This window comes from Microbacterium sp. 10M-3C3 (assembly GCF_003931875.1).
In the GTDB taxonomy this organism is placed as follows: Bacteria; Actinomycetota; Actinomycetes; order Actinomycetales; family Microbacteriaceae; genus Microbacterium.
In genome coordinates, this window is sequence record NZ_CP034245.1 from 2,215,246 (window position 1) to 2,237,312 (window position 22,067).

Consider the following 22,067-nt stretch of genomic DNA (forward strand, 5'->3'; position numbering starts at 1 on the left):
CGCGCGCCGTCTCTCACTAGGCTAGGCCCGTGTCGCCCCTCCCGGACCCCATCGAGGCTGTTTCCCAGCGAGTGGACAACTTCATCTCCCAGCGCCGGCAGGACGCCGCCGCGTGGGGCGCCGAGGCCGAGCTTTTCGTCGGCGCCGCCGCCGACGCCGTGCAGGGCGGCAAGCGCCTGCGCGCGCGCTTCTTCCTCACCGGGTGGCGTGCGGTCACGGGGGCCGACCGCACGGCGCCGCCTCCCGCCGACGCGGTGGCGGTGGCCGGGGCGCTGGAGATCTTCCACGCCGCCGCGCTCGTGCACGACGACCTCATCGACAACTCCGACACGCGCCGCGGGCGCCCCGCGACGCACCGCGCCCTCGAGGCCGCCCACGGCTTCCGGCACTGGCGCGGCGACGCGGCCGCGTTCGGCCGCTCCGGCGCCGTGCTCGCGGGCGATCTGCTGGTGGCGTGGAGCGACGACCTCCTCGAGGAGGGGCTGCGCGAGAGCGTGCCCGATGCGGCGGCCCAGACCCGCGCCGTCTACGCCGAGATGCGCCGCGACGTGACGCTCGGGCAGTTCCTCGACGTCGCCGAGGAGTCGGCGTACGTCACCCAGCCCGACCTCGACCACGCCGAGCGCGCGCTGCGCGTGGCCTCCTTGAAGTCGGCGCGCTACAGCATCCAGCAGCCGCTGCTGATCGGCGCGGCCCTCGCGGGCGCGGACGCGGACCAGTGCGCGGCCCTCTCCGACTTCGGACACCCCGTGGGCATGGCCTTCCAGCTGCGCGACGACGTCCTCGGCGTCTTCGGCGACGCCGCGGTCACCGGCAAGCCCTCCGGCGACGACCTGCGCGAGGGCAAGCGCACCGTTCTCATCGCCTACACGCGCGAGCGCCTCGGCGCCGGGCCGCGGCGCATCTTCGACGAGATGATCGGCGACCCGACGCTCGACGCCGATCAGATCGCGTCGCTGCAGCGGACGATCGTCGACACCGGGGCGCTCGCGCGCACGGAGGAGCTCATCGCCGACTACGCCCGGGCGGCCGATCGCGCGCTGTCGGGCGCGCGGCTGGACAACGCGGCCGTCGGCGAGCTGCGCGACCTCGCGCGTCAGGCGACGACGCGCGTCGCCTGACGCGCGAGGTCGAGGTGCGCTCAGGCGAGGGTCTGGGCGACGCGGCGGACCTCGCTCTTGCGTCCCGCACGCAGCGCCTCGAGCGGCGGGACGCCGATCGTCTCCTCGGGGGTGAGGAGCCAGTCGATCGCCTCGTCGTCGGAGAACCCGGCGTCACCGAGCACGATCAGCGTGCCGCGCAGCGACGCGAGCGGTCGCCCGTCGACGATGAACGCCGACGGCACCTTCAACGGTCCCTCCCGGCGCGAGCCGATCAGGTGCTTGTCGTCCAGGAGCCGCCGGACGCGCCCGAGCGGTTCGCCGAGCACCTCCACGAGCTCGGGAAGGGTCAGCCAGGACGTCTCGAATGCCGTGCCGCTCACGCTGCCATGATCTCATCCCCACAGCGTGGGGGGACCGTGCCTTTCACATCCGTCACACCTGCCTCATCTGTTGACACCCGATGCCATCCGTGCCACGGTGACGGCACGAGAAAGGAAGCATCCCCCCATGCGACTTCCCTCCGCCTCCGCGCGTACAGCGCGCGTCGGCCTGCCCGTGGCTCTCGTGGGCACCCTCGCCCTCGCACTGACGCCTCACGCCGCTCACGCCGCGCCGCCGCGCGCCGCGCAGCCCGAGGCGCGGCCTGCGCCGCCGGTCGTGCCCTCGGTGCGGCTGGCGGTCGCCGCGCCGACCGAGCACGTCGTGCAGCCGGGTGACACCGTGAGCGCGATCGCCGCCGCGCACGGCCTCCGCACCGCCGACGTGCTCGCGGCGAACGGACTGGGATGGTCCACCATCATCCGCCCCGGCCAGGTGCTGCGCCTCGCGGCCGCTCCGCCTCCGGCCCCGGCGCCGACGGCCGCCGCACCGGCCCCCGGACCCGCCGTGACGACGCACACGGTGCGCGCCGGCGACACCGTCTTCGCGATCGCCCGCGCCCACGGCACCACGGTCGACGCCGTGCTCGCCGCCAACGGACTGACGCGGTCCTCGATCATCTACCCGGGAGAGACGCTGACGATCCCCGGCGCCGCGGCCGTCGCATCCGCCGCCCCCGCGATGGCGCCCGCCGCCGCCGTCTCCTCCGCGCCGGCGCCCGCCCCGGCCTCGGCCGTCCTCGACGCCGAGCAGGCTGCGAACGCGCAGCTGATCATCCGCGTGGGCCGCGAGCTCGGCGTCTCCGACCGGGGCATCGCGATCGCGCTCGGCACCGCGATGGTCGAGTCGTGGCTGCGCAACCTCGACTGGGGCGACCGCGACTCCCTCGGCCTCTTCCAGCAGCGGCCGAGCACCGGCTGGGGCACGCGCGAGCAGATCCTCGACCCGGTGCGCTCGACGCGCGCGTTCTTCGGCGGGCCGGGCGACCCCAACGGCACGGCCACACGCGGGCTCCTCGACATCCCGGGATGGGAGACGATGGCCTACGCGGATGCGGCGCAGGCCGTGCAGATCTCCGCCTTCCCCGACCGCTACGCGGCGTGGGAGAGCGCGGCGACGACGTGGGTCGCCGCCTGGGGGTGACGCGCGCGATACAGCTGTGTAACGGGGTGAGCCGCTCCCCGGCCTCACAGGTGTCGCTCCCTAGACTCCTCCTGTGAGCACGAGTCAGCAGGCCGACCCGCTGATCGGACGTCTCGTCGACGGCCGATACCGGGTGCGCGCGCGCATCGCGCGCGGCGGCATGGCGACCGTGTACGTGGCCACCGACATGCGGCTCGAGCGCCGCGTCGCGCTCAAGGTCATGCACGGACACCTGAGCGACGACGCCGTGTTCCAGAGTCGCTTCATCCAGGAGGCGCGCGCCGCGGCGCGCCTGGCCGACCCGCACGTCGTGAACGTCTTCGACCAGGGCCAGGACGGCGACATGGCGTACCTCGTCATGGAGTACCTGCCCGGCATCACGCTGCGCGAGCTGCTGCGCGAGCACCGGCGGCTCACGATCCCGCAGACGATCACGATCATGGATGCGGTGCTCTCGGGCTTGGCCGCGGCGCACCGCGCCGGCATCGTGCACCGCGACGTCAAGCCGGAGAACGTCCTCCTCGCCGAGGACGGGCGCATCAAGATCGGCGACTTCGGACTCGCCCGCGCGACGACCGCGAACACCGCGTCGGGTCAGATGCTCCTCGGCACGATCGCCTATCTCGCCCCCGAGCTCGTCACGCGCGGCACCGCCGACGCCCGCAGCGACATCTACGCGCTCGGCATCATGATGTACGAGATGCTCACCGGCGAGCAGCCCTACAAGGGCGAGCAGCCGATGCAGATCGCCTTCCAGCACGCGACCGATTCCGTGCCGCGACCGAGCGTGAAGAACCCCGGCGTCCCCGAGCAGCTGGACGAGCTCGTGCTGTGGGCCACCGAGAAGAAGCCCGACGACCGCCCGCTCGACGCCGACGCGATGCTGACGCGGCTGCGGGAGATCGAACGCCAGCTCGGCGTCGCTCCCCAGGTCGCGCGCGCCGTGTCGGTCGGCACCGCGACCGCCGACGACGGGATCGACTCGGGCGAGCTGACGAAGGTGCTCCCCCAGACGACCACCGCCCCGACCCCCGTCGACGCGGGCGACAACGGGGCGCGCTTGCGCACGCGTGCACGCCGACGCGCGGCACGCGGCGGCTGGCTCGTCGCGCTCGTGCTGCTGCTGGCGGCCCTCGCCGGCGGGACCGGCTGGTGGTTCGGGTCGGGCCCGGGCTCGCTCGTGGCCGTGCCCGACGTCTCCGGCGCCGCATCCTTCGCCGACGCGCAGGCCGCCCTCGTCGCGCAGTCGCTGCAGGCGGCCGAGGGACAGGTCTACAGCCTCGACGTGCCCGCGGGCACGGTCGTCGACACCGACCCGCCGGCCGGCACGCGCGTCGACCGCGACACGACGATCACCGTCAACGTGTCGCAGGGGCCGCGTCCCGTGACCGTCGAGGCGCTCGGCGGACGCGCCGCGACGGAGGTGCGCGGCATCCTCACCGGGATCAACCTGACCGTGACGGATCCGGATCAGACCGAGTTCACCGGCGACATCCCCTCCGGCGCGGTCGTCGCCGCGACCCTCACGCCGCGCGGCGGCCAGGCGCAGGACTGCACGCAGGGCTGCGAGGCGCACGAGGGCGATTCGGTGACCCTCCTCGTCTCCCTCGGTGCGGTGCCGGACGTCTCCGGCGACAGCGTCGACCGCGCGACCCAGCGCCTCACCGAGGTCGGCCTGCAGGTGTCGGGCGATCGCCGGGAGCAGTCCAGCGACGGGATCGACAAGGGCGACGTCATCGGCATCGCCGAGCGCGACGGCAAGGGCAACTTCCGCCCGGGCGACACCGTGACCCTCATCGTGTCGTCGGGGCCGCCCCTGTTCGCCGTGCCCAACGTCGTGGGGCTCACGCGCGACGAGGCGAAGGCGGCACTGACGAAGGCCGGTTTCACCGTCGAGTACCTGCCGACGTGGGACCTCTTCCCCAACGGCACGACGAAGGTCGAGGCGCAGGACCCGAAGGCGAACAGCATGGTCGTCAAGGGCACGAAGGTGTCGCTGCGGCTGAACGTCTCCGGCTGAGCCGCGCACGCGAGCGCGAACGTGCACCGTCCAAGCGAGGGTGCACCGCGCACGATGCATTCTCGCTTGGACCGTGCACGTTCAACGCGGCTGCGTCACAGCTTCTCGAGCTCCTCGGCGACGAGGAAGGCGAGCTCGAGGCTCTGCATGTGGTTCAGGCGCGGGTCGCACAGGCTCTCGTAGCGCGTCGCGAGGGTCGCCTCGTCGATCATCTCCGAACCGCCCAGGCACTCGGTGACGTCGTCGCCCGTGAGCTCCACGTGGATGCCGCCGGGGAATGTCCCCACCGCGCGGTGGGCCTCGAAGAATCCGCGGACCTCGTCCACGACGTCGTCGAAGCGGCGCGTCTTGTACCCGGTCGGGGTCGTGATGCCGTTGCCGTGCATCGGGTCGGTCACCCACAGCGGCGTCGCGCCGGAGTCGCGGACCGCCTCCAGCAGCGGCGGCAGGGCGTCGCGGATCTTCCCCGCCCCCATGCGCGTGATGAACGTCAGGCGCCCGGGCTCGCGCTCGGGGTCGAGCTTGTCGATGAGGGCGAGCGCCGTCTCGGGCGTCGTGGTGGGCCCGAGCTTGACCCCGATGGGGTTGCGGATGCGGGAGAAGTAGTCCACGTGCGCGCCGTCGAGGTCGCGCGTGCGCTCCCCGATCCACAGGAAGTGGGCGGAGGTGTTGTACGGCGTGCCGGTGCGCGAGTCGATGCGCGTCATCGGCCGCTCGTAGTCCATCAGCAGGCCCTCGTGGCCGGTGTAGAACTCCACGCGCCGCAGCTCGTCGAAGTCGGCGCCCGCCGCCTCCATGAACTTGATGGCGCGGTCGATCTCGGTCGCCAGCCGCTCGTACTGCTGGTTCGCGGGGTTCTGCGCGAAGCCCTTGTTCCAGCTGTGCACCTCGCGGAGGTCGGCGAAGCCACCCTGCGTGAAGGCGCGGATGAGGTTGATGGTCGACGCGGCCGTGTGGTAGCCCTTCAGCAGCCGCGCGGGGTCGGCCTTGCGCGACTCCTCGGTGAAGTCGTAGCCGTTGACGATGTCGCCGCGGTACGCCGGCAGCGTCACCTCGCCGCGCGTCTCGGTGTCGCTGGAGCGGGGCTTGGCGAACTGCCCGGCCATGCGGCCCATCTTCACCACCGGCATCGAGGCGCCATAGGTCAGGACGACCGCCATCTGCAGCACCGTCTTGATGCGGTTGCGGATCTGCTCGGCCGTGGCCCCGGCGAAGGTCTCGGCGCAGTCGCCGCCCTGCAGCAGGAACGCGTTGCCGGATGCGGCGCGCGCGAGGCGATCACGGAGGATGTCGACCTCGCCCGCGAACACCAGCGGCGGCAGGCTCGCGATCTCGGCGGATGCCGCCGCCACGGCCGTCTCGTCATACCACTGCGGCTGCTGCTTGATGGGCAGTGTGCGCCAGTGATCGAGAGGGTCGAGGGAAGTGAGCATCCTCGCAGTCTATCGGCGCGTCGCACCCGTCGACGCGCGCCCGCGGGCGGCGAGCAGGCGGTCCTTGACGCTGGACGCGTACACGTCCTCGTACTCCTGCTCCCCCAGGCGCTGCAGCGCCACCATGATCTCGTCGGTCACCGAGCGGAGGATGTAGCGGTCGCTCTCCATGCCGGCGAAGCGCGAGAAGTCGAGCGGCTCGCCGATGACGATCCCGACGCGGCCGATGCGCGGGATGCGCTGGCCGATCGGCTGGATGGTGTCGGTGTCGACCATGACGACCGGCACGACGGGCACGCGGGCCTCGAGGGCCATGCGGGCGATGCCGGTGCGGCCGCGGTAGAGCTTGCCGTCGGGGCTGCGCGTGCCCTCGGGGTAGATGCCGAGGAGCTCGTCGCGCCCGAGGACGCGCAGGCCGGTGTTCAGCGACGCCTCTGAGGCCTTGCCGCCGGTGCGGTCGATCGGGAGCTGACCGGTCGCGATGAAGAACATGCGGGTCGCCCGGCCCTTGAGCCCGCGGCCCGTGAAGTAGTCGCTCTTGGCGAGGAAGGCCACGCGCCGGTCGATCATGAGCGGGAGGAAGATCGAGTCGGCGAACGAGAGGTGGTTGCTCGCGAGGATCGCGCCGCCCTCGGCGGGGATGTTGCGGCGGCCGACGATCCACGGCCGGAAGATCGCCTTGAGGATCGGTCCGATCACGACGTACTTCATCAGCCAGTAGAACATGTCAGCTGCTCTCCCCTGCGAGATCCGCGACTCCGATGAGACCGGCATCGTTGCCGAGCCGTGCCACGGCGAACTCCGCCACCGGACGATCACCGTACCCCGGAAGCGACGTCTCGTAGGCGAGACGGATGGGCTCGAGCAGCACGTCGCCGAGCTGCGCGACGCCGCCGCCGATGACGAACAGCTCGGGGTCGAGCACGGCCTGGAAACCGCCGCACGCCTCGCCGAGCGCGGTGGCGACGCGCCGGAGCGCCTCGAGTGCCCCGGGGTCGTCCGCGAGCACGAGGCGTGAGATGTCGGCGCCGTGGATGACCCCGTCGGCGCCGCGCGCGGCGCGCAGCTGCGTCCCGAGGTCGGACTGCGCGGCGATCGCCGCGGCCTCGCGCTGCAGGGCCCGCCCCGACGCGTACTGCTCGAGGCATCCGTTCTGGCCGCACCCGCAGGGCAGCCCGTTGCGCTCGAACCGGATGTGGCCGAGCTCGCCGCCGATGCCGTGGCCGCCGCGGTACAGCGCGCCGTCCGCGACGACGGCGCCCCCGACGCCCGTGCCCATCGTGAGCATGACCATGTCGCGGCGCCCGCGACCCGCGCCGAAGCGGAACTCGCCCCAGCCGGCGGCGTTCGCGTCGTTCTCGATCGCGACCGGCGCGCCCAGGCGCTCCTCGAGGATCGCGCGCAGCGGCTCGTTGCGCCACGCGATGTTGGGCGCGTGGATGACCGTCGAGCGCTCGCGGTCGATGAAGCCGGCGGCGGCGACGCCGATGCCGGCGACGTCGTGCCGGCTGCGCAGCGCGTCGGCCATGCCGACGACGGCATCCACGAGCGCGCCGACGTCGGTGGGGGTGTCCACGCGCAGCTTCTCGATGATGCCGCCGGCCGCGTCGACGACGCCTCCGGCGATCTTCGTCCCGCCGATGTCGATTCCGACGTTGAGCACGCCGCTCCCTTCCGGCCGACGTGTCCCCGACGGCGCCTGAAAGTCTAGTCAGCGCCGTCGGGGCGCCTCGGCGCCGCCGGTAGACTCGGTCCACGTCGATTCGCATCGATCCGCCACCGGTACCGAAGGAGCTGCCCGTGACCCATTTCGAAGTCCCCGCCATCGTGCCCGCCGACCCGTCGGCGAACATCGCCGACCTTCTCGTCGCGCGGGTGGCCGAGACCCCCGACCGCGCGCTGTTCGCCGTCCCCGAGGGCGAGGGCTGGCGCGACGTGACGGCTGCGGAGTTCGAACGGCAGGTGGTGGCGCTGGCGAAGGGCTTCGTCGCGGCGGGCGTGCAGCCCGGCGACAAGATCGGCTTCCTCGCGCGCACGACCTACGACTGGACCCTCGTGGACTTCGCGCTGTTCTATGCCGGTGCCGTCATGGTGCCCGTCTACGAGACGAGCTCGCCGTCGCAGATCCAGTGGATCCTCTCGGACTCGGGCGCCGTCGCGGCGATCGTCGAGTCGCCCGACCACGCCGCGCGTCTCGACGAGGTGCGCGCCGATCTTCCGCTCCTGCGCGAGGTGTGGCAGATGCATCGCGGCGACCTCGACAAGCTCGTGGGCGGTGGCGCCGGTGTCGACGACGCCGAGATCGTCCGCCGCCGGGGACTGGCGAACGGCGACGACATCGCCACGCTCATCTACACGTCCGGCTCCACCGGACGCCCCAAGGGCTGCGTGCTCACGCACAGCAACTTCGTCGAGCTCGCGCGCAACTCGGCCACGGCCCTGCACGAGGTGGTCGAGACGCCGGGCGCCTCGACGCTGCTGTTCATCACGACGGCGCACGTGTTCGCGCGGTTCATCTCGATCCTCAACGTGCACGCGGGCGTGAAGACAGGCCACCAGCCCGACACGAAGAAGCTCCTCGCCGCCCTCGGCTCCTTCCAGCCGACGTTCCTCCTCGCGGTGCCGCGCGTGTTCGAGAAGGTGTACAACTCGGCCGAGCAGAAGGCCGAGGCCGGCGGCAAGGGCCGCATCTTCCGTGCCGCCGCGGACGTGGCGATCGAGCACTCGAAGCTCCAGCAGGAGGGACGGCCCGTGCCGTTCGGCCTCAAGCTGCGCTTCGCGCTGTTCAACCGCCTGGTCTACGGCAAGCTCCGCGCGGCGATGGGCGGACGCATCGTCTACGCGGTGTCGGGCTCGGCGCCGCTCGGGCCACGCCTCGGCCATTTCTTCCACAGCCTCGGCGTGGTGATCCTCGAGGGCTACGGCCTGACCGAGACGACCGCCCCGGCGACGGTGAACCTCGCGACGAAGTCGAAGATCGGCACCGTCGGGCCGGCGCTTCCGGGCGTCGGCATCCGCCTCGCCGAGGACGGCGAGATCCAGGTGCGCGGCATCAACGTGTTCAAGGAGTACTGGCAGAACCCGCAGGCGACGGCCGAGGCGTTCGACGGCGACTGGTTCAAGACGGGCGACCTGGGCTCCTTCGACGCCGACGGATTCCTCTCCATCACGGGCCGCAAGAAGGAGATCATCGTCACCGCCGGCGGCAAGAACGTCGCCCCGGCCGCGCTCGAAGACCCGATCCGCGCGAACCCGATCGTCGGCCAGGTGGTGGTCGTCGGCGACCAGAAGCCGTTCATCTCGGCGCTGGTGACCCTCGACCCCGAGATGCTGCCGACGTGGCTGGGCAACAACGGCCTGCCCGCCGACATGTCGCTCGCGGATGCGGCGCGCAACGACGCGGTGCGCGCCGAGGTGCAGCGCGCGATCGATCAGGCCAACAAGGGCGTCTCGCGCGCGGAGTCGATCCGCAAGTTCGAGATCCTCGGCACCGAGTGGACCGAGGCCAGCGGTCACCTCACGCCGAAGCTGAGCATCAAGCGCAACGTGATCCTCGCCGACTTCGCCGACCGCATCGAGGAGATCTACGCGGCGCCGGTGAACACGACGAACGTGTCGCTGCCGTAACGAGGCGGCGCTTCGACGCGGCTCAGAACCAGCTGCTCTCGCGGATCTCGCGCATCGCCTGACGGCGCACGTCGGCGGGGAGGCGCTGGACGAACAGCATCCCGTCGAGGTGGTCCGTCTCGTGCTGGAGGGCCTGCGCCATGAGGCCCTCCCCCTCCAGGACGAGCTCGCGGCCGTCGAGGTCGATGCCGGTGACCTTCGCGTACGGGTGCCGGAGGGCATCGTGCCACACGCCCGGGATCGACAGGCACCCCTCACCCGTGGGCACCGGGTCGCCGGCGGTCTCGACGAGCACGGGGTTCAGGATGTAGCCGATCGTGCCGTCGACGTTGTAGCTGAACGCGCGCAGGCCGACCCCGATCTGCGGCGCCGCGACGCCGGCGCGGCCGGGCGGCTCGACGGTATCGAGGAGGTCGCGCACGAGGGCGCGCACCCCGTCGTCGATGGCGTCGATGGGAGCACTCGCCGCCCGGAGGACGGGGTCGCCGAACAGGCGGATGCTGCGGACCGCCATCGTCAGGCCGCCGCGACGCCCGCGCGCAGGCCCTCGACGACGGCGGCGGCCAGCTGGCGCGCGGCTTCGCGGGTCGCCGGCTGCAGGTCGCGGAAGGAGATCGCACCGCCGCTGCCGATGAGCGGGTCGTAGGGCACGCGGACGACCGAGCGCACGCGCGTGCCGAAGTGCGTCTCGAGCTCGGACTGGCGGACGAGCGGCGACCCGGGACGGGCGTTGTTCAGGACGACGACTGCGCGACGGACCTGGTCGGCATAGCCGTTGGTCTCGAGCCACGTGAGCGTCTCGGACGCGAGCCGCGCCTCGTCGATGCTGAGTCCGGCGACCACGACGATCTGGTCGGCCATCTCGAGGGTCGCCCCCATGACGGAGTGCACGATGCCGGTGCCGGTGTCGGTGAGGACGAGCGAGTAGTAGTGCGCCGCCAGCGCGGCGACATCCTGGTAGTCGCGGTCGCTGAAGGCCTCCGACACCCGCGGGTCGGCATCCGACGCGAGCACGTCCAGGCGCGTCTCGTCGCGGGCGACGATCGTGGAGATGTCGTTGAACCCCGTCACCTCCGCGCCGACCCGCGCGAGGTCGCGGACGGTCCGGCCGCCGGTGCGGCCGATGCGGTCGGCGAGCGTGCCGCGGTCCGGATTCGCGTCGATCGCGATGACGCGGTCGTCGCGCGCCGACGCGAGCGCCATGCCCAGGAGCGTCGTGACGGTGGTCTTGCCGACTCCGCCCTTGCGCGAGAGGACGGGGACGAAGCGCGCCCCGCCCGGAAGCGGGCCGGCGATGCGACGGTCCAGCGCCTTGCGGGCGCGGACCTTCTTGCTGTCGCCGAGGTTGATGCGGTGGCGGCTGAGCGAGTACACCAGCTGCTGCCACACGCCCTCGGGCTCGGCGCCGCTGAGCTGCCCGCGGTCGAGGAGCCGGTCGGCGGTGAGCAGGTCGGGGGTCTCGCGGTTCGGCTCGAACTCGCCGAGGCGCTTCGACGTGAGGTCGACGTCGTGCTGCGGCGGGTGCACGCGCTCGACGGCATGGGCGCGCTCGACGCGCGCGTGCGCTTCGGCGCTGTGCGCCTCGCGACGGGTCGTGGGCACCGCGCCCGTGAGCGGCACGGGCTCGCCGATCGGCGTGCTCACCGGGGCGGGCGGGGTCGTCGGCGCTTCGGATGCGGCGGCCTGCTGATCGGCCGGCGCGTCCTCGCCTTCGGCCTCGTCCGGCTCGTCCGGAGCGCTGTCGGGCGCGTCGGCCTCCGCGGCAGCAGGCTCGGCGCCGTCGCCGGTCGCGTCGGACCCGGCTCCGGGCGCGCCGGCGTGGATCGTCGCCGCACCCGCGCCGTCCTCGTCCGTGCTCTCCGGCCGGTTGTCGCCGGCGTCCTCGGCGGCGTCGTCGACGACGTCCGCGTCGTGCACGTCGGCCTCGGCCCCGGGCTCGGGCTCGGGCTCGTCGTCGGGGGGCGCCGCCTCCTCGAGGATGATGTCCCCCGTGGCGACCTCCTCGAGGGGCACGTCGTCGACGACCTCGTCCTCGGCGAGATCCTCGTCGTCGTTCGCCGGCAGGTGCAGCTCGACACGCGCCGTCCGTGCCCCGAGGATGCCGATCCCGGCGGTGTCGACGTTCGTGGTGTCGGCGAGCAGGCCGTGCTCGGCCGGTTCGTCGGAATTCTCGTCGTGTCGATCGGGCGTCACTGCAGGTCTCCAAACGGGTCGGGCGCGCGGGGCCCCTTCCGCCAGACTACGGGGCGGGGCGGATGACGACCAAAAGGTCGCCCGCCTCCACCTGCTGCGTCGGGGCGATCGCGATCCGCTCGACGACGCCGTCGACGGGAGCCGTGATCGCGGCCTCCATCTTCATCGCCTCGATCGAGGCGACCGGCTGCCCGGCGGTGACGGCGTCGCCGACGGCGGTCTTGATCGTCACGGCACCCGAGAACGGCGCCGCGACCTGACCGGGGCGGGACGTGTCGGCGCGTTCAGCGCTGGCGGTCTGAACGGCGATCGAGCGGTCGCGCACGAACACCGGGCGCAGCTGCCCGTTGAGCGTCGTCATGACGGTGCGCATGCCCTTCTCGTCGGCATCGCCGACCGCCTCGAGGCCGACGTAGAGCTGCACGCCCTTCTCGATCTCGACCACGTGCTCACCGCCGGGCACGAGGCCGTAGAGGTAGTCCGACGTGTCGAGCACGCTCAGGTCGCCGTACGTCTCCCGCGCCTGCTCGAAGTCGCGCGTGGGTCCCGGGAAGAGCAGGCGGTTCAGGCGCGCGCGGCGCTGCGCCGACGTGCCCGCGAGAGCCGCGCCATCCGCGTCGGTGAGCGGCGTGAGCCCCGTCTTCACCTCGCGCCCCGCGAGGACGCGGGAGCGGAAGGGCTCGGGCCAGCCGCCCGGCAGGTCGCCGAGCTCGCCGGCCATGAACGACACGACCGAGTCGGGCACGTCGTACTTCTCGGGGTGCGCGGCGAAATCGGCCGGGTCGGCCTTGACGGCGGCGAGGTGCAGGGCGAGATCGCCCACCACCTTCGACGACGGCGTCACCTTGGGCACGCGGCCGAGGATCTCGTTGGCCGCGGCGTACATGTCCTCGATGAGCTCGAAGTCCTCCGCGAGGCCCAGCGCGATCGCCTGCTGGCGCAGGTTCGACAGCTGGCCGCCGGGGATCTCGTGGTGGTAGACACGGCCGGTGGGGCCGGGCAGTCCCGACTCGAACGGCCGGTACAGGTGGCGCACCGCCTCCCAGTAGGGCTCGAGGTCGGACACGGCGGCGAGGTCGAGGCCGGTGTCGCGCTCGGTGTGGGCGAGGGCGGCGACGAGCGCCGACAGCGACGGCTGGCTCGTCGTGCCCGACATCGGCGCTGCGGCGGCGTCCACCGCATCCGCCCCCGCCGCCGACGCCGCGAGCAGCGTCGCGAGCTGCCCGCCCGCGGTGTCGTGCGTGTGCACGTGCACGGGGAGGTCGAAGCGCTCGCGGAGCGCGGTGACGAGCCGGGCCGCCGCCGCGGGGCGCAGCAGCCCGGCCATGTCCTTGATCGCGAGCACGTGCGCGCCGGCCTCGACGATCTGCTCGGCGAGGCGCACGTAGTAGTCGAGGGTGTAGAGGTCTTCGCCCGGGTCGAGCAGATCGCCGGTGTAGCAGACCGCGACCTCCGCGATCGAGCGGCCCGTCGCGCGTACCGCGTCGATCGCGGGGCGCATCTGGGCGACGTCGTTGAGGGCGTCGAAGATGCGGAAGATGTCGACGCCGGCGTCGGAGGCCTCGGCGACGAACGCGTCGGTGACCTCGGTCGGGTAGGGCGTGTAGCCGACCGTGTTGCGCCCGCGCAGCAGCATCTGGATCGCGATGTTCGGCATCGCCGTGCGCAGCGCGTCCAGCCGCTCCCACGGGTCCTCGGCCAGGAAGCGCAGCGCAACGTCGTAGGTGGCACCGCCCCACGCCTCGACCGACAGCAGCTGCGGCGTGAGCCGGGCGACGTAGGGCGCGACGGTCACGAGGTCCTTCGTGCGCACGCGCGTGGCCAGCAGCGACTGGTGCGCGTCGCGGAAGGTCGTCTCGGTCACCGCGAGCGCGGTCTGCGCGCGCAGGGCCCGCGCGAACCCCTCGGGTCCGAGCTCCTCGAGACGCTGACGCGAGCCCGCCGGCGCGGGTGAGACGACGTCGACGGCGGGGAGCTTGAGGCGCGGCTCCACGCGGCCGGGCCGCTCGCCGTGCGGCTTGTTGACCGTGGTGTCCACGAGCCACGACAGCACCTTCGTGCCGCGGTCCTTGGATTCGCGGCCCCGCAGCATCTCCGGACGCTCCTCGATGAAGGACGTGCTCAGGTCGCCGACCACGAATGCGGGATCGTCCAGCACCGCCTGGAGGAAGGGGATGTTCGTCGATACGCCGCGGATGCGGAACTCCGCGAGCGCGCGGCGGGCGCGCGCGACCGCGGCCGGGAAGTCCCTGCCACGGCACGTGAGCTTCGCGAGCATCGAGTCGAAGTGCGGGCTGACCTGCGAGCCGGCGGCCGTCGTGCCGCCGTCCAGGCGGATGCCGGCGCCGCCGGGCGAGCGGTACGTCGTGATCTTGCCGGTGTCGGGGCGGAAGCCCTGCGTGGGGTCCTCCGTCGTGATGCGGCACTGGAGGGCGGCACCGCGCAGCCGGATCTCCCCCTGCGTCAGGGCGAGGTCGGCGAGAGTCTCCCCCGCGGCGATGCGCATCTGCGACTGCACCAGGTCGACGTCGGTGACCTCCTCGGTGACCGTGTGCTCGACCTGGATGCGCGGGTTCATCTCGATGAACACGACCTCGCCCGCACGCGGGCCCGCCGTCTCCAGGAGGAACTCCACCGTGCCGGCGTTGACGTACCCGATCGAGCGGGCGAACGCCACGGCGTACCGGTGCAGCGCGTCGCGGACGTCGTCGTCGAGGTTGGGCGCCGGGGCGATCTCGATGACCTTCTGGTGGCGGCGTTGCACCGAGCAGTCGCGCTCGAACAGGTGCACGGTCTCGCCCGCGGTGTCGGCGAGGATCTGCACCTCGATGTGACGCGGGCGCTGCACGGCCTGCTCGAGGAACATGCGCGGGTCGCCGAACGCGCCCTGCGCCTCCCGCATCGCCTCGGCGAGCGCCGGGGCGAGCTCGGCCGCCGACTCGACGCGCCGCATCCCGCGCCCGCCGCCGCCGGCGACGGCCTTCGCGAAGAGGGGGAAGCCGATCTCCTCGGCCTGCGCGACGAGCGCGTCGATGTCGTCGGATGCGGCGGTCGAGCGCAGCACCGGGACGCCGGCTGAGACGGCGCGCTCCTTCGCGGCGACCTTGTTGCCGGCCATCTCGAGCACCTCGGCGGGCGGGCCGATGAACGCGATGCCGTGCGCGGAGGCGCGCTCGGCCAGCTCGGGGTTCTCGGACAGGAAGCCGTATCCGGGGTAGATGGCGTCGGCGCCGGACTCCCGCGCCACGCGGATGATCTCGTCCACGTCGAGGTACGCGCGCACGGGGTGGCCGCGCTCGCCGATCTGGTATGCCTCGTCGGCTTTGAGCCGGTGAAGCGAGAAGCGGTCCTCGTACGGGTAGACCGCGACCGTGCGCGCTCCCACCTCGTACGCGGCGCGGAAGGCTCGGATGGCGATCTCACCGCGGTTGGCGACCAGGATCTTGCGGAACATGCGCGACCTCGCAGGCGTCGGGCTGAGTGTGCTCTCAGCCTAGGGGACGGTAACGTAGACCTCCGTGCACGTACTCTCGGTGAGCTCCCTCAAGGGCGGCGTCGGCAAGACGACCGTCACGCTCGGGCTGGCATCCGCCGCCTTCGCCCGGGGCGTGCGCACCCTGGTGGTCGATCTCGACCCGCAGTCCGATGTGTCCACGGGCATGGACATCCAGGTCGCCGGGCGCCTGAACATCGCCGACGTGCTGGCCAATCCGCGTGAGAAGGTCGTGCGTCAGGCCATCACCTCCAGCGGCTGGGCCAAGGTGCACCCCGGCACGATCGACGTGCTCATCGGCAGCCCGTCGGCCATCAACTTCGACGGTCCGCACCCCAGCGTGCGCGACGTGTGGAAGCTCGAGGAGGCCCTCGCCACGATCGAGGCCGACTACGACCTCGTACTGATCGACTGCGCGCCGTCGCTGAACGCGCTCACGCGCACCGCGTGGGCCGCGAGCGACCGGGTCATCGTCGTCACCGAGCCCGGCCTGTTCTCCGTCGCCGCCGCCGACCGGGCACTGCGTGCGATCGAGGAGATCCGCCGCGGTCTCTCCCCCCGCCTCCAGCCGCTGGGCGTCGTCGTGAACCGCGTGCGCCCGCAGTCGATCGAGCACCAGTTCCGCATCAAGGAGCTGCGCGACATGTTCGGGCCTCTCGTGCTGAACCCGCAGCTGCCCGAGCGCACGTCGCTGCAGCAGGCGCAGGGCGCGGCCAAGCCGCTGCACGTGTGGCCGGGCGACTCCGCGCAGGAGCTCGCGGCCGACTTCGACGCGCTGCTGGACCGCATCATGCGCACGGGTCGCATCCCGGTGCCGGGCGAGTCGGCGCGCGTCTGACGCGTCGCGTCCGCCGCGCGCAGCCGTCAGGCGGTGCGCTTCGCGCGGCGTGCAGCGAGCTCGTCGACCGGGTCGGGAGCGGTCGGGTCGAACTCGACGAGCGTCGACTCGACCTCGCGCAGCACCTTGCCGACGGCGATGCCGAACACACCCTGTCCGCGGCTGACGAGGTCGATGACCTCGTCGTTCGACGTGCACAGGTAGACCGAGGCTCCGTCGCTCATGAGCGTCGTGCCGGCCAGGTCGCGGATGCCCGCGGCCCGCAGCTGCTCGACGGCGGTGCGGATCTGCTGCAGGGAGATGCCGGTGTCGAGCAGGCGCTTGACGAGCTTCAGCACGAGGATGTCGCGGAAGCCGTACAGGCGCTGCGAGCCGGAGCCGCTCGCGCCGCGCACGGTCGGCTCGACCAGCTCGGTGCGCGCCCAGTAGTCCAGCTGCCGGTACGTGATGCCGGCGGCGCGGGCGGCCTGTGCGCCGCGGTACCCGACCTCGTCGTCCATCGCGGGCAGCCCGTCGGTGAACAGGAGGTCGGAGACGAACCGCGGTTCGCCGACAGCTTCGCCAGCAGTCATGCCGGGGTCCTCCTCACCGGATCGATATCTCCACGCTAGATCAGCCCTGGGCCTCGGGCAACGACATCCGCCCGGGCGCGTCGGCGTGTCGTCGCATCACGAATGCGTCACGAGAGCATGCGCTCGATGGCCTCACGCATGAACACGGCGCGCACGTCGTCCAGGCGCCGCGCGAGCTCGGGCGCGAGTTCGCCCGCGCGCCCGCGCGAGGCCGCGTCGGTGCGGCGCAGCAGGGTCGTGAGCGCGGACTCGATGAGCGCCGCCTCGCGCTGCGTGCTCTGACGCAGCGCCCGCAGGTGACGCGGCTCGATGCCGTGACGGTCGAGGGCGACGAGGGCGCGCAGCAGGCTGACGGTCGCCTCGGCGTACGACTCCGCGCCGACGATGACACCCGTGCTGATGGCGTCGTTGAGCAGCTGCGGCGCGGCGCCGGCCGCCGCCAGCAGCTCGTCGCGACGGTAGCGGCGCGCGGCGGGGACGATCGAGGGGATCGTGTGCGGCGGCGCGGGGTCGCGCCCCGCATCCACGTCTTCGAGGTAGTCGCGGATGACGGTGAGCGGCAGGTAGTGGTCGCGCTGCAGCGTGAGCGCGAGGCGCAGTCGCTCAAGGTCGGATGCGGAGAACTTGCGGTACCCCGACTCGGTGCGCGTGGGCGACACGATGCCCTGCACCTCGAGGAAGCGGAGCTTGCTGGAGGTGAGCGAGGGGAACTCGGGCGTCAGGCGCGCGAGCACCTGGCCGATGCTCAGCAGGCCCGCGGACGAGGCACGACCGCGGGCGGGGGATGCGGGCATCAGGCTTCGGCGGGCAGGTCGGCGGGCGACACGAAGAAGTTGAGGCGGAACTTGCCGATCCGCACCTCGGCGCCGTTGACGAGCTCGGAGCGGTCGACGCGCTCGCCGTTGACGTAGGTGCCGTTGAGGGAGCGCTGGTCGACGATGTCGAACCGCACGCCCTCGCGGGTGATCTCGGCGTGGCGGCGCGAGACCGTGACGTCGTCGAAGAAGATGTCCGCCTCGGGGTGGCGTCCGACCGTCGTCACGTCGGTGTCGAGGAGGTAGCGCGCACCGGCGGTGGGACCCGAGCGGACGATGAGCAGCGCGGCGCCGGACGGAAGGGCTCCGATCGCCTCGACCTCGGCCTCGCTCAGCTCGCTGCCGAAGGGCACGAAGGACAGGTCTGCATCGTGGCCGAAGGTCTGCGTCGTGTCGTGCGCGCGCACCTGCGACGTGCGCGCGTCGTCGCCTGCCCGCCGGATGTCATCCGGCTCCGGTCGACGTGTTCCGTCCACGAGTCCTCCTTCCACGCCCACCCTAGTCGATGGCCGTCTCGGCGCGGAGCCGCCCGACCGCCCGACCGACACGGGATCCGCACGCCGGTGTCGGCGTGCGTGCGCGTGTTGCGCCGTGTGTCGGCCCGCGGTGCGGCTGCCGGTCGCCCGGCCTAGCCTGGCGGGACTTCGAACCTACTGACAAGGAGTCCGCCGTGTCGAGTCCGTCCCGCCGTCGCCCGCCCCTCGAGGTGCCCGCGCGGGGGGCGTGCATGTGCGCGGTCGGCGAGGCGTGCACGTCGGCGGCGCGCGGCCATGCCCTGCACCTCATCCAGGACCGCCTGGCGTCGGCGACGCCGGCCGCGTGGGTCGACGCGCTCGTCGAGGAGGTCGACGCCGCCGTGTACGGCGTGCTGGCCGCCCGCGGCGGCCGCCGCAACGTCGCGCGCGTGGCGTGAAGTCCTCGGCGCCGGTCAGGCGGCGGCGATCATCGCGTCCTTGACGGCCATGCACGCGTCGGCGCACGCGCGGCACGCCTGGGCGCACATGTCGCACACGGCGCTCTCGGCGGCGTGCTCGCGGCATTCGTCCTCGCACGCCTGACACATCGCGATGCACGCGTCGAGCATCGCCATGAGCGCCGCCGGCGTCATGCCGCGCATCCGCAGCATCGCGCGCATCATCGTGTTGCACATGTCGGCGCAGTTCATGCAGGCCGGGGCACACGACATCAGCTCCATCGCGCACACCGTGCACGCCTGCTCGCACGCGGCCAGCGCGTCCAGGCAGGCGCGGACCACCTCGGCGTCCATCGCGGGCATGCCGGGCATGTCGCGCATCTCGGCGGTCATCGCGTCCATCATCCGCGCATCCATCGCGCACCTCCCTCGTCGGGGCGGGCAGGTGCGCCCGCCTGCCGTCATGCCAGGGCTCCCACCGCTCGCCGAGAACCCCCGGTTAGGCTCGTTCGGGTGACCCCGATCCGTTCCCGCTCCCGTCGCGCGCTCGCGGCGTTCCTGGCCGCCGCGGCCCTCGCCGCCACCGCCGTGCTCGCCGTGTCCGTCCCCGCCACCGCGCACGACCAGCTCGTCTCCACCGACCCGGCCGACGGCTCGACCGTGGCCGCGATGCCCGCCGAGGTGACGCTCACCTCCAACGCCGAGCTCCTCGGCGACGGCGGCAACGAGGTCGTCGTCACCGACGCCGCCGGCGCATCCCTTGCCGACGGCCCCGCGGTCGTCGACGGCGTGAACCTCCGCCAGCCCCTCACCGGAGAGGGCTCGGGCGCCATCACGGTGCAGTGGCGCGCGGTCTCCAGCGACGGTCACCCCATCTCGGGCCAGTTCGCCTTCACGGCGCCCGCCGCCGCGGCACCGACCCCCTCGGGCGAGCCGTCCACGACCCCCGAGCCGATGATGACGACGCAGTCGACGCCCGCGCCCTCCGCGACCGACGCGGCACCGGCCGGCTCCGACTCCCCCTCCCCCCTCCCGTGGATCATCGGCGGCGTGGTTCTGCTGGTCGTGGTCGCCGTCGTCGTGGTGCTCGTGGCCCGCCCGCGAGGCCCGGGGGCGGGCGCCGGGGGCGGCACCGGACGATAGGCTGGGAGCCATGCCTCACTACGACGTCGTCCTCCTCGGCGCGGGTCCCGGCGGGTACGTCGCGGCCATCCGCAGCGCACAGCTCGGCCTCTCCGTCGCCGTCATCGAAGAGAAGTACTGGGGCGGTGTGTGCCTGAACGTGGGCTGCATCCCCTCGAAGGCGCTGCTGCGCAACGCCGACCTCGCCCACACGTTCCACGCCCAGGCCGACCTGTTCGGCATCTCGGGCGACGTGCACTTCGACTTCGGGGCCGCGTGGGAGCGCAGCCGCAAGGTCGCCGAGACGCACGTCAAGGGCATCCACTACCTGATGAAGAAGAACAAGATCACGGAGTACGACGGCCGTGGCACGTTCGTGGACGCCCACTCGATCGACGTCGCGAAGAACGACGGCACCGTCGAGCGCGTGACCTTCGACAACGCGATCATCGCGACCGGCTCCACCGTGCGGCTGCTGCCGGGCGTGACCCTCAGCGAGAACGTCGTGACGTACGAGGAGCAGATCCTCGACCGCGAGCTGCCCTCCTCGATGGTCATCGTCGGCGCCGGCGCCATCGGCATGGAGTTCGCCTACGTCATGACGAACTACGGCGTGAAGGTCACGATCATCGAGTTCCTCGACCGCGCCCTCCCCAACGAGGACGTCGAGGTCTCGAAGGAGATCCAGCGCCAGTACAAGAAGTACGGCGTCGAGATCCTCACCTCCACGAAGGTCGAGTCCGTGCAGGACTCCGGCGACAAGGTCACCGTCACCTACACCGCGAAGGACGGCACCGCCGGCTCGATCGAGGCCGACCGCGTGCTCATGTCTATCGGCTTCGCGCCGCGCGTCGAGGGCTTCGGCCTCGAGAGCACCGGCGTGAAGCTCACCGAGCGCGGTGCGATCGCGATCGACGACAATATGCGCACGAACGTGCCGCACATCTACGCGATCGGCGACGTCACCGCGAAGCTCCAGCTCGCCCACGTCGCCGAGGCGCAGGGCGTCGTGGCCGCCGAGACGATCGGCAAGGCCGAGACGATGACCCTGGGCGACTACCGGATGATGCCGCGCGCGACGTTCTGCTCGCCGCAGGTCGCCTCGTTCGGTCTCACCGAGCAGCAGGCCCGCGACGCCGGCTACGACGTCAAGGTCGCGAAGTTCCCCTTCTCCGCGAACGGCAAGGCCAACGGCCTCGGCGAGCCGGTCGGCTTCGTCAAGCTGATCGCCGATGGTGAGCACCTCGAGTTGCTCGGCGGCCACATGATCGGCCCCGACGTGTCGGAGCTGCTGCCCGAGCTGACCCTCGCGCAGAAGTGGGACCTGACGGCGCTCGAGCTCGCCCGCAACGTGCACACCCACCCGACGCTGTCGGAGGCGCTGCAGGAGGCGTTCCACGGCCTGACCGGCCACATGATCAACATCTGATCACCCGCCCGACGCGAAACGGCGCCGCTCCCTCGGGGGCGGCGCCGTTTCGCGTGTCGGTCAGGCGCCGAGCGCGCGGCCGAGCTTCGAGTCGGATGCGGCGGGCCGGCCGCCGGCGGCCGCGACGGCCGCGTCGACCGCGGCGAACAGCGCGGCCACGCCCTCGGCGTCGGCGGGCGCGGCGGGGCCGAGCTCGACCTCCCACTCCCGCCACGCGCTCTCGCGTCCGCTGCGCTCGTCGCGCGCGCGGACGCGGTCGTCGACGAACTCCGCGACGAGACCGCCGTCGGGGCCGGTGAGGGCGTACGCGGTCCGCGTGTTGCGCACGCGCGCGAGCGGGGTGAACGGCGGCGACGCCCAGCGCGCGACGGCGGCGACCACCGCATCCGGTGCGACCGGGTCTCCCTCGGGCTCGGGACCCAGCGGCCACCCCCATTCGTGGCGCCCCCCCGCGGCCGAGACCTTCACGTGCCAGCCGGCGTCGGGGCCGCCCGTGCGGCGACGCACCGCGACGCCGGCGCGGGCGAGCGTCGCGTCGGGGGTGTCGATGTAGCGCGCGTCGAGCTCGCGCAGCTCCGCCTCCCCCACCGCGGCGACGCCGGGCAGGCTCGACCAGTCGGGAAGGGCGTGAGCGTCGTCGGCGTCGTACTTCCGCTCGACCTCGAGCGAGCGGTGGGGCTGCGCGTCGGCCGCGCTCACTCCAAGCGCCCGTCCTCGTTCGGGTTGATGTCCTCGGTCTCCTCGCCGAAGACGAAGGTGACCTGCGTGGGCCCGTCGTCATCGCCGGTGTTCTCGGCGTCTCCGGAGCGACGGTAGACGAGCTGCCCCTCGCCGTAGGGGACGATCAGCGAGTCGTCGGTGTCGTCTTCGAGCGGGATGACCTGGCCGTCCAGGGGGCCGCCGGTCAGTCGTGCGATAGCCATGGCGACAGCGTATCGCCGCCCCGACCCGCGCTCGGCGACCGCGTCCGTGTCACCTAGACTCGCGT

21 protein-coding genes are annotated in these 22,067 nt (G+C 72.5%); 8 read left to right on the top strand and 13 right to left on the bottom strand.

What is annotated here, in order from left to right; genetic code table 11:
- The first annotated feature begins 29 nt into the window (after positions 1-29).
- Positions 30-1,121, top strand: coding sequence for a polyprenyl synthetase family protein (locus EI169_RS10765; RefSeq protein WP_125132325.1), 1,092 nt, complete (start codon positions 30-32; stop codon positions 1,119-1,121).
- A 20-nt stretch (positions 1,122-1,141) separates the two neighbouring features.
- Here the strand turns inward: EI169_RS10765 and EI169_RS10770 are convergent, their stop codons facing one another.
- Positions 1,142-1,483, bottom strand: a complete 342-nt coding sequence (locus EI169_RS10770) for an Rv2175c family DNA-binding protein (protein ID WP_125132326.1) — start codon at positions 1,481-1,483, stop codon at positions 1,142-1,144.
- Between the two features lie 127 nt (positions 1,484-1,610).
- On the opposite strand from EI169_RS10770, the gene EI169_RS10775 reads away from it, so the two are divergent.
- Both EI169_RS10775 and pknB read left to right on the top strand, forming a co-directional pair.
- Positions 1,611-2,624 carry a LysM domain-containing protein gene (locus tag EI169_RS10775; RefSeq protein ID WP_125132327.1) on the top strand — a complete coding sequence of 338 codons (1,014 nt, stop codon included), beginning with the start codon at positions 1,611-1,613 and terminating at the stop codon, positions 2,622-2,624.
- 73 nt (positions 2,625-2,697) lie between these two features.
- On the top strand, positions 2,698-4,644 hold the full coding sequence (gene pknB, locus EI169_RS10780) for a Stk1 family PASTA domain-containing Ser/Thr kinase (RefSeq protein ID WP_125132328.1): 1,947 nt from the start codon (positions 2,698-2,700) through the stop codon (positions 4,642-4,644).
- A gap of 95 nt (positions 4,645-4,739) precedes the next feature.
- Here the strand turns inward: pknB and EI169_RS10785 are convergent, their stop codons facing one another.
- The 3 genes from EI169_RS10785 to EI169_RS10795 are packed head-to-tail and all read right to left on the bottom strand — an operon-like array spanning position 4,740 to position 7,740.
- The gene (locus EI169_RS10785) at positions 4,740-6,077 is read right to left on the bottom strand and encodes a 3-deoxy-7-phosphoheptulonate synthase class II (RefSeq protein ID WP_125132329.1); all 1,338 of its coding nucleotides are present in this window, start codon (positions 6,075-6,077) and stop codon (positions 4,740-4,742) included.
- A gap of 9 nt (positions 6,078-6,086) precedes the next feature.
- A complete protein-coding gene (locus tag EI169_RS10790) occupies positions 6,087-6,803 on the bottom strand; it encodes a lysophospholipid acyltransferase family protein (protein ID WP_125132330.1) in 717 nt (238 codons plus the stop codon).
- Between the two features lies 1 nt (position 6,804).
- Positions 6,805-7,740, bottom strand: coding sequence for an ROK family glucokinase (locus tag EI169_RS10795; RefSeq protein ID WP_125132331.1), 936 nt, complete (start codon positions 7,738-7,740; stop codon positions 6,805-6,807).
- Positions 7,741-7,877: 137 nt separating this feature from the next.
- On the opposite strand from EI169_RS10795, the gene EI169_RS10800 reads away from it, so the two are divergent.
- Entirely contained in the window at positions 7,878-9,704 is a 1,827-nt protein-coding gene (locus EI169_RS10800; protein ID WP_125132332.1) for an AMP-dependent synthetase/ligase, read from the top strand.
- Positions 9,705-9,726: 22 nt separating this feature from the next.
- Here the strand turns inward: EI169_RS10800 and EI169_RS10805 are convergent, their stop codons facing one another.
- From EI169_RS10805 to EI169_RS10815, 3 genes are read right to left on the bottom strand one after another with little or no spacing between them, the layout of a single operon-like run.
- A complete protein-coding gene (locus EI169_RS10805) occupies positions 9,727-10,218 on the bottom strand; it encodes a peptide deformylase (RefSeq protein WP_125132333.1) in 492 nt (163 codons plus the stop codon).
- A 2-nt stretch (positions 10,219-10,220) separates the two neighbouring features.
- A complete protein-coding gene (locus EI169_RS10810) occupies positions 10,221-11,897 on the bottom strand; it encodes a MinD/ParA family protein (protein WP_125132334.1) in 1,677 nt (558 codons plus the stop codon).
- 46 nt (positions 11,898-11,943) lie between these two features.
- Complete coding sequence (locus EI169_RS10815; protein ID WP_125132335.1) at positions 11,944-15,351, bottom strand: pyruvate carboxylase; 3,408 nt, start codon at positions 15,349-15,351, stop codon at positions 11,944-11,946.
- Between the two features lie 64 nt (positions 15,352-15,415).
- On the opposite strand from EI169_RS10815, the gene EI169_RS10820 reads away from it, so the two are divergent.
- Entirely contained in the window at positions 15,416-16,228 is an 813-nt protein-coding gene (locus tag EI169_RS10820) for a ParA family protein (RefSeq protein WP_125132336.1), read from the top strand.
- Between the two features lie 26 nt (positions 16,229-16,254).
- Here the strand turns inward: EI169_RS10820 and EI169_RS10825 are convergent, their stop codons facing one another.
- From EI169_RS10825 to EI169_RS10835, 3 genes are all read right to left on the bottom strand, one after another.
- A complete protein-coding gene (locus EI169_RS10825; RefSeq protein ID WP_125132337.1) occupies positions 16,255-16,800 on the bottom strand; it encodes a MerR family transcriptional regulator in 546 nt (181 codons plus the stop codon).
- A gap of 107 nt (positions 16,801-16,907) precedes the next feature.
- A complete protein-coding gene (locus tag EI169_RS10830; RefSeq protein WP_125132338.1) occupies positions 16,908-17,594 on the bottom strand; it encodes a MerR family transcriptional regulator in 687 nt (228 codons plus the stop codon).
- A complete protein-coding gene (locus EI169_RS10835; RefSeq protein WP_125132339.1) occupies positions 17,594-18,091 on the bottom strand; it encodes an FHA domain-containing protein in 498 nt (165 codons plus the stop codon). The genes EI169_RS10830 and EI169_RS10835 overlap by 1 nt, the downstream gene beginning before the upstream one ends.
- Before the next feature lie 194 nt (positions 18,092-18,285).
- Between EI169_RS10835 and EI169_RS10840 the strand changes: the two genes are divergently transcribed.
- The gene (locus EI169_RS10840; protein WP_125132340.1) at positions 18,286-18,528 is read left to right on the top strand and encodes a hypothetical protein; all 243 of its coding nucleotides are present in this window, start codon (positions 18,286-18,288) and stop codon (positions 18,526-18,528) included.
- A 15-nt stretch (positions 18,529-18,543) separates the two neighbouring features.
- Here the strand turns inward: EI169_RS10840 and EI169_RS10845 are convergent, their stop codons facing one another.
- Positions 18,544-18,921, bottom strand: a complete 378-nt coding sequence (locus tag EI169_RS10845; RefSeq protein ID WP_240640411.1) for a hypothetical protein — start codon at positions 18,919-18,921, stop codon at positions 18,544-18,546.
- Positions 18,922-19,041: 120 nt separating this feature from the next.
- Here EI169_RS10845 and EI169_RS10850 point away from each other — a divergent pair, with 120 nt between their 5' ends.
- Positions 19,042-19,671 (top strand): copper resistance CopC family protein, encoded by a 630-nt coding sequence (locus EI169_RS10850; protein WP_164515487.1) that lies wholly within the window; start codon positions 19,042-19,044, stop codon positions 19,669-19,671.
- Positions 19,672-19,681: 10 nt separating this feature from the next.
- A complete protein-coding gene (lpdA, locus tag EI169_RS10855; protein ID WP_125132342.1) occupies positions 19,682-21,079 on the top strand; it encodes a dihydrolipoyl dehydrogenase in 1,398 nt (465 codons plus the stop codon).
- 60 nt (positions 21,080-21,139) lie between these two features.
- Here the strand turns inward: lpdA and EI169_RS10860 are convergent, their stop codons facing one another.
- Both EI169_RS10860 and EI169_RS10865 read right to left on the bottom strand, forming a co-directional pair.
- Positions 21,140-21,778 (bottom strand): CYTH domain-containing protein, encoded by a 639-nt coding sequence (locus EI169_RS10860; protein WP_125132343.1) that lies wholly within the window; start codon positions 21,776-21,778, stop codon positions 21,140-21,142.
- Positions 21,775-22,002: a response regulator gene (locus tag EI169_RS10865; RefSeq protein WP_125132344.1), complete on the bottom strand. Its 228-nt coding sequence runs from the start codon at positions 22,000-22,002 to the stop codon at positions 21,775-21,777. Before EI169_RS10865 ends, EI169_RS10860 begins: the two co-directional genes overlap by 4 nt.
- Between the last annotated feature and the right edge of the window lie 65 nt (positions 22,003-22,067).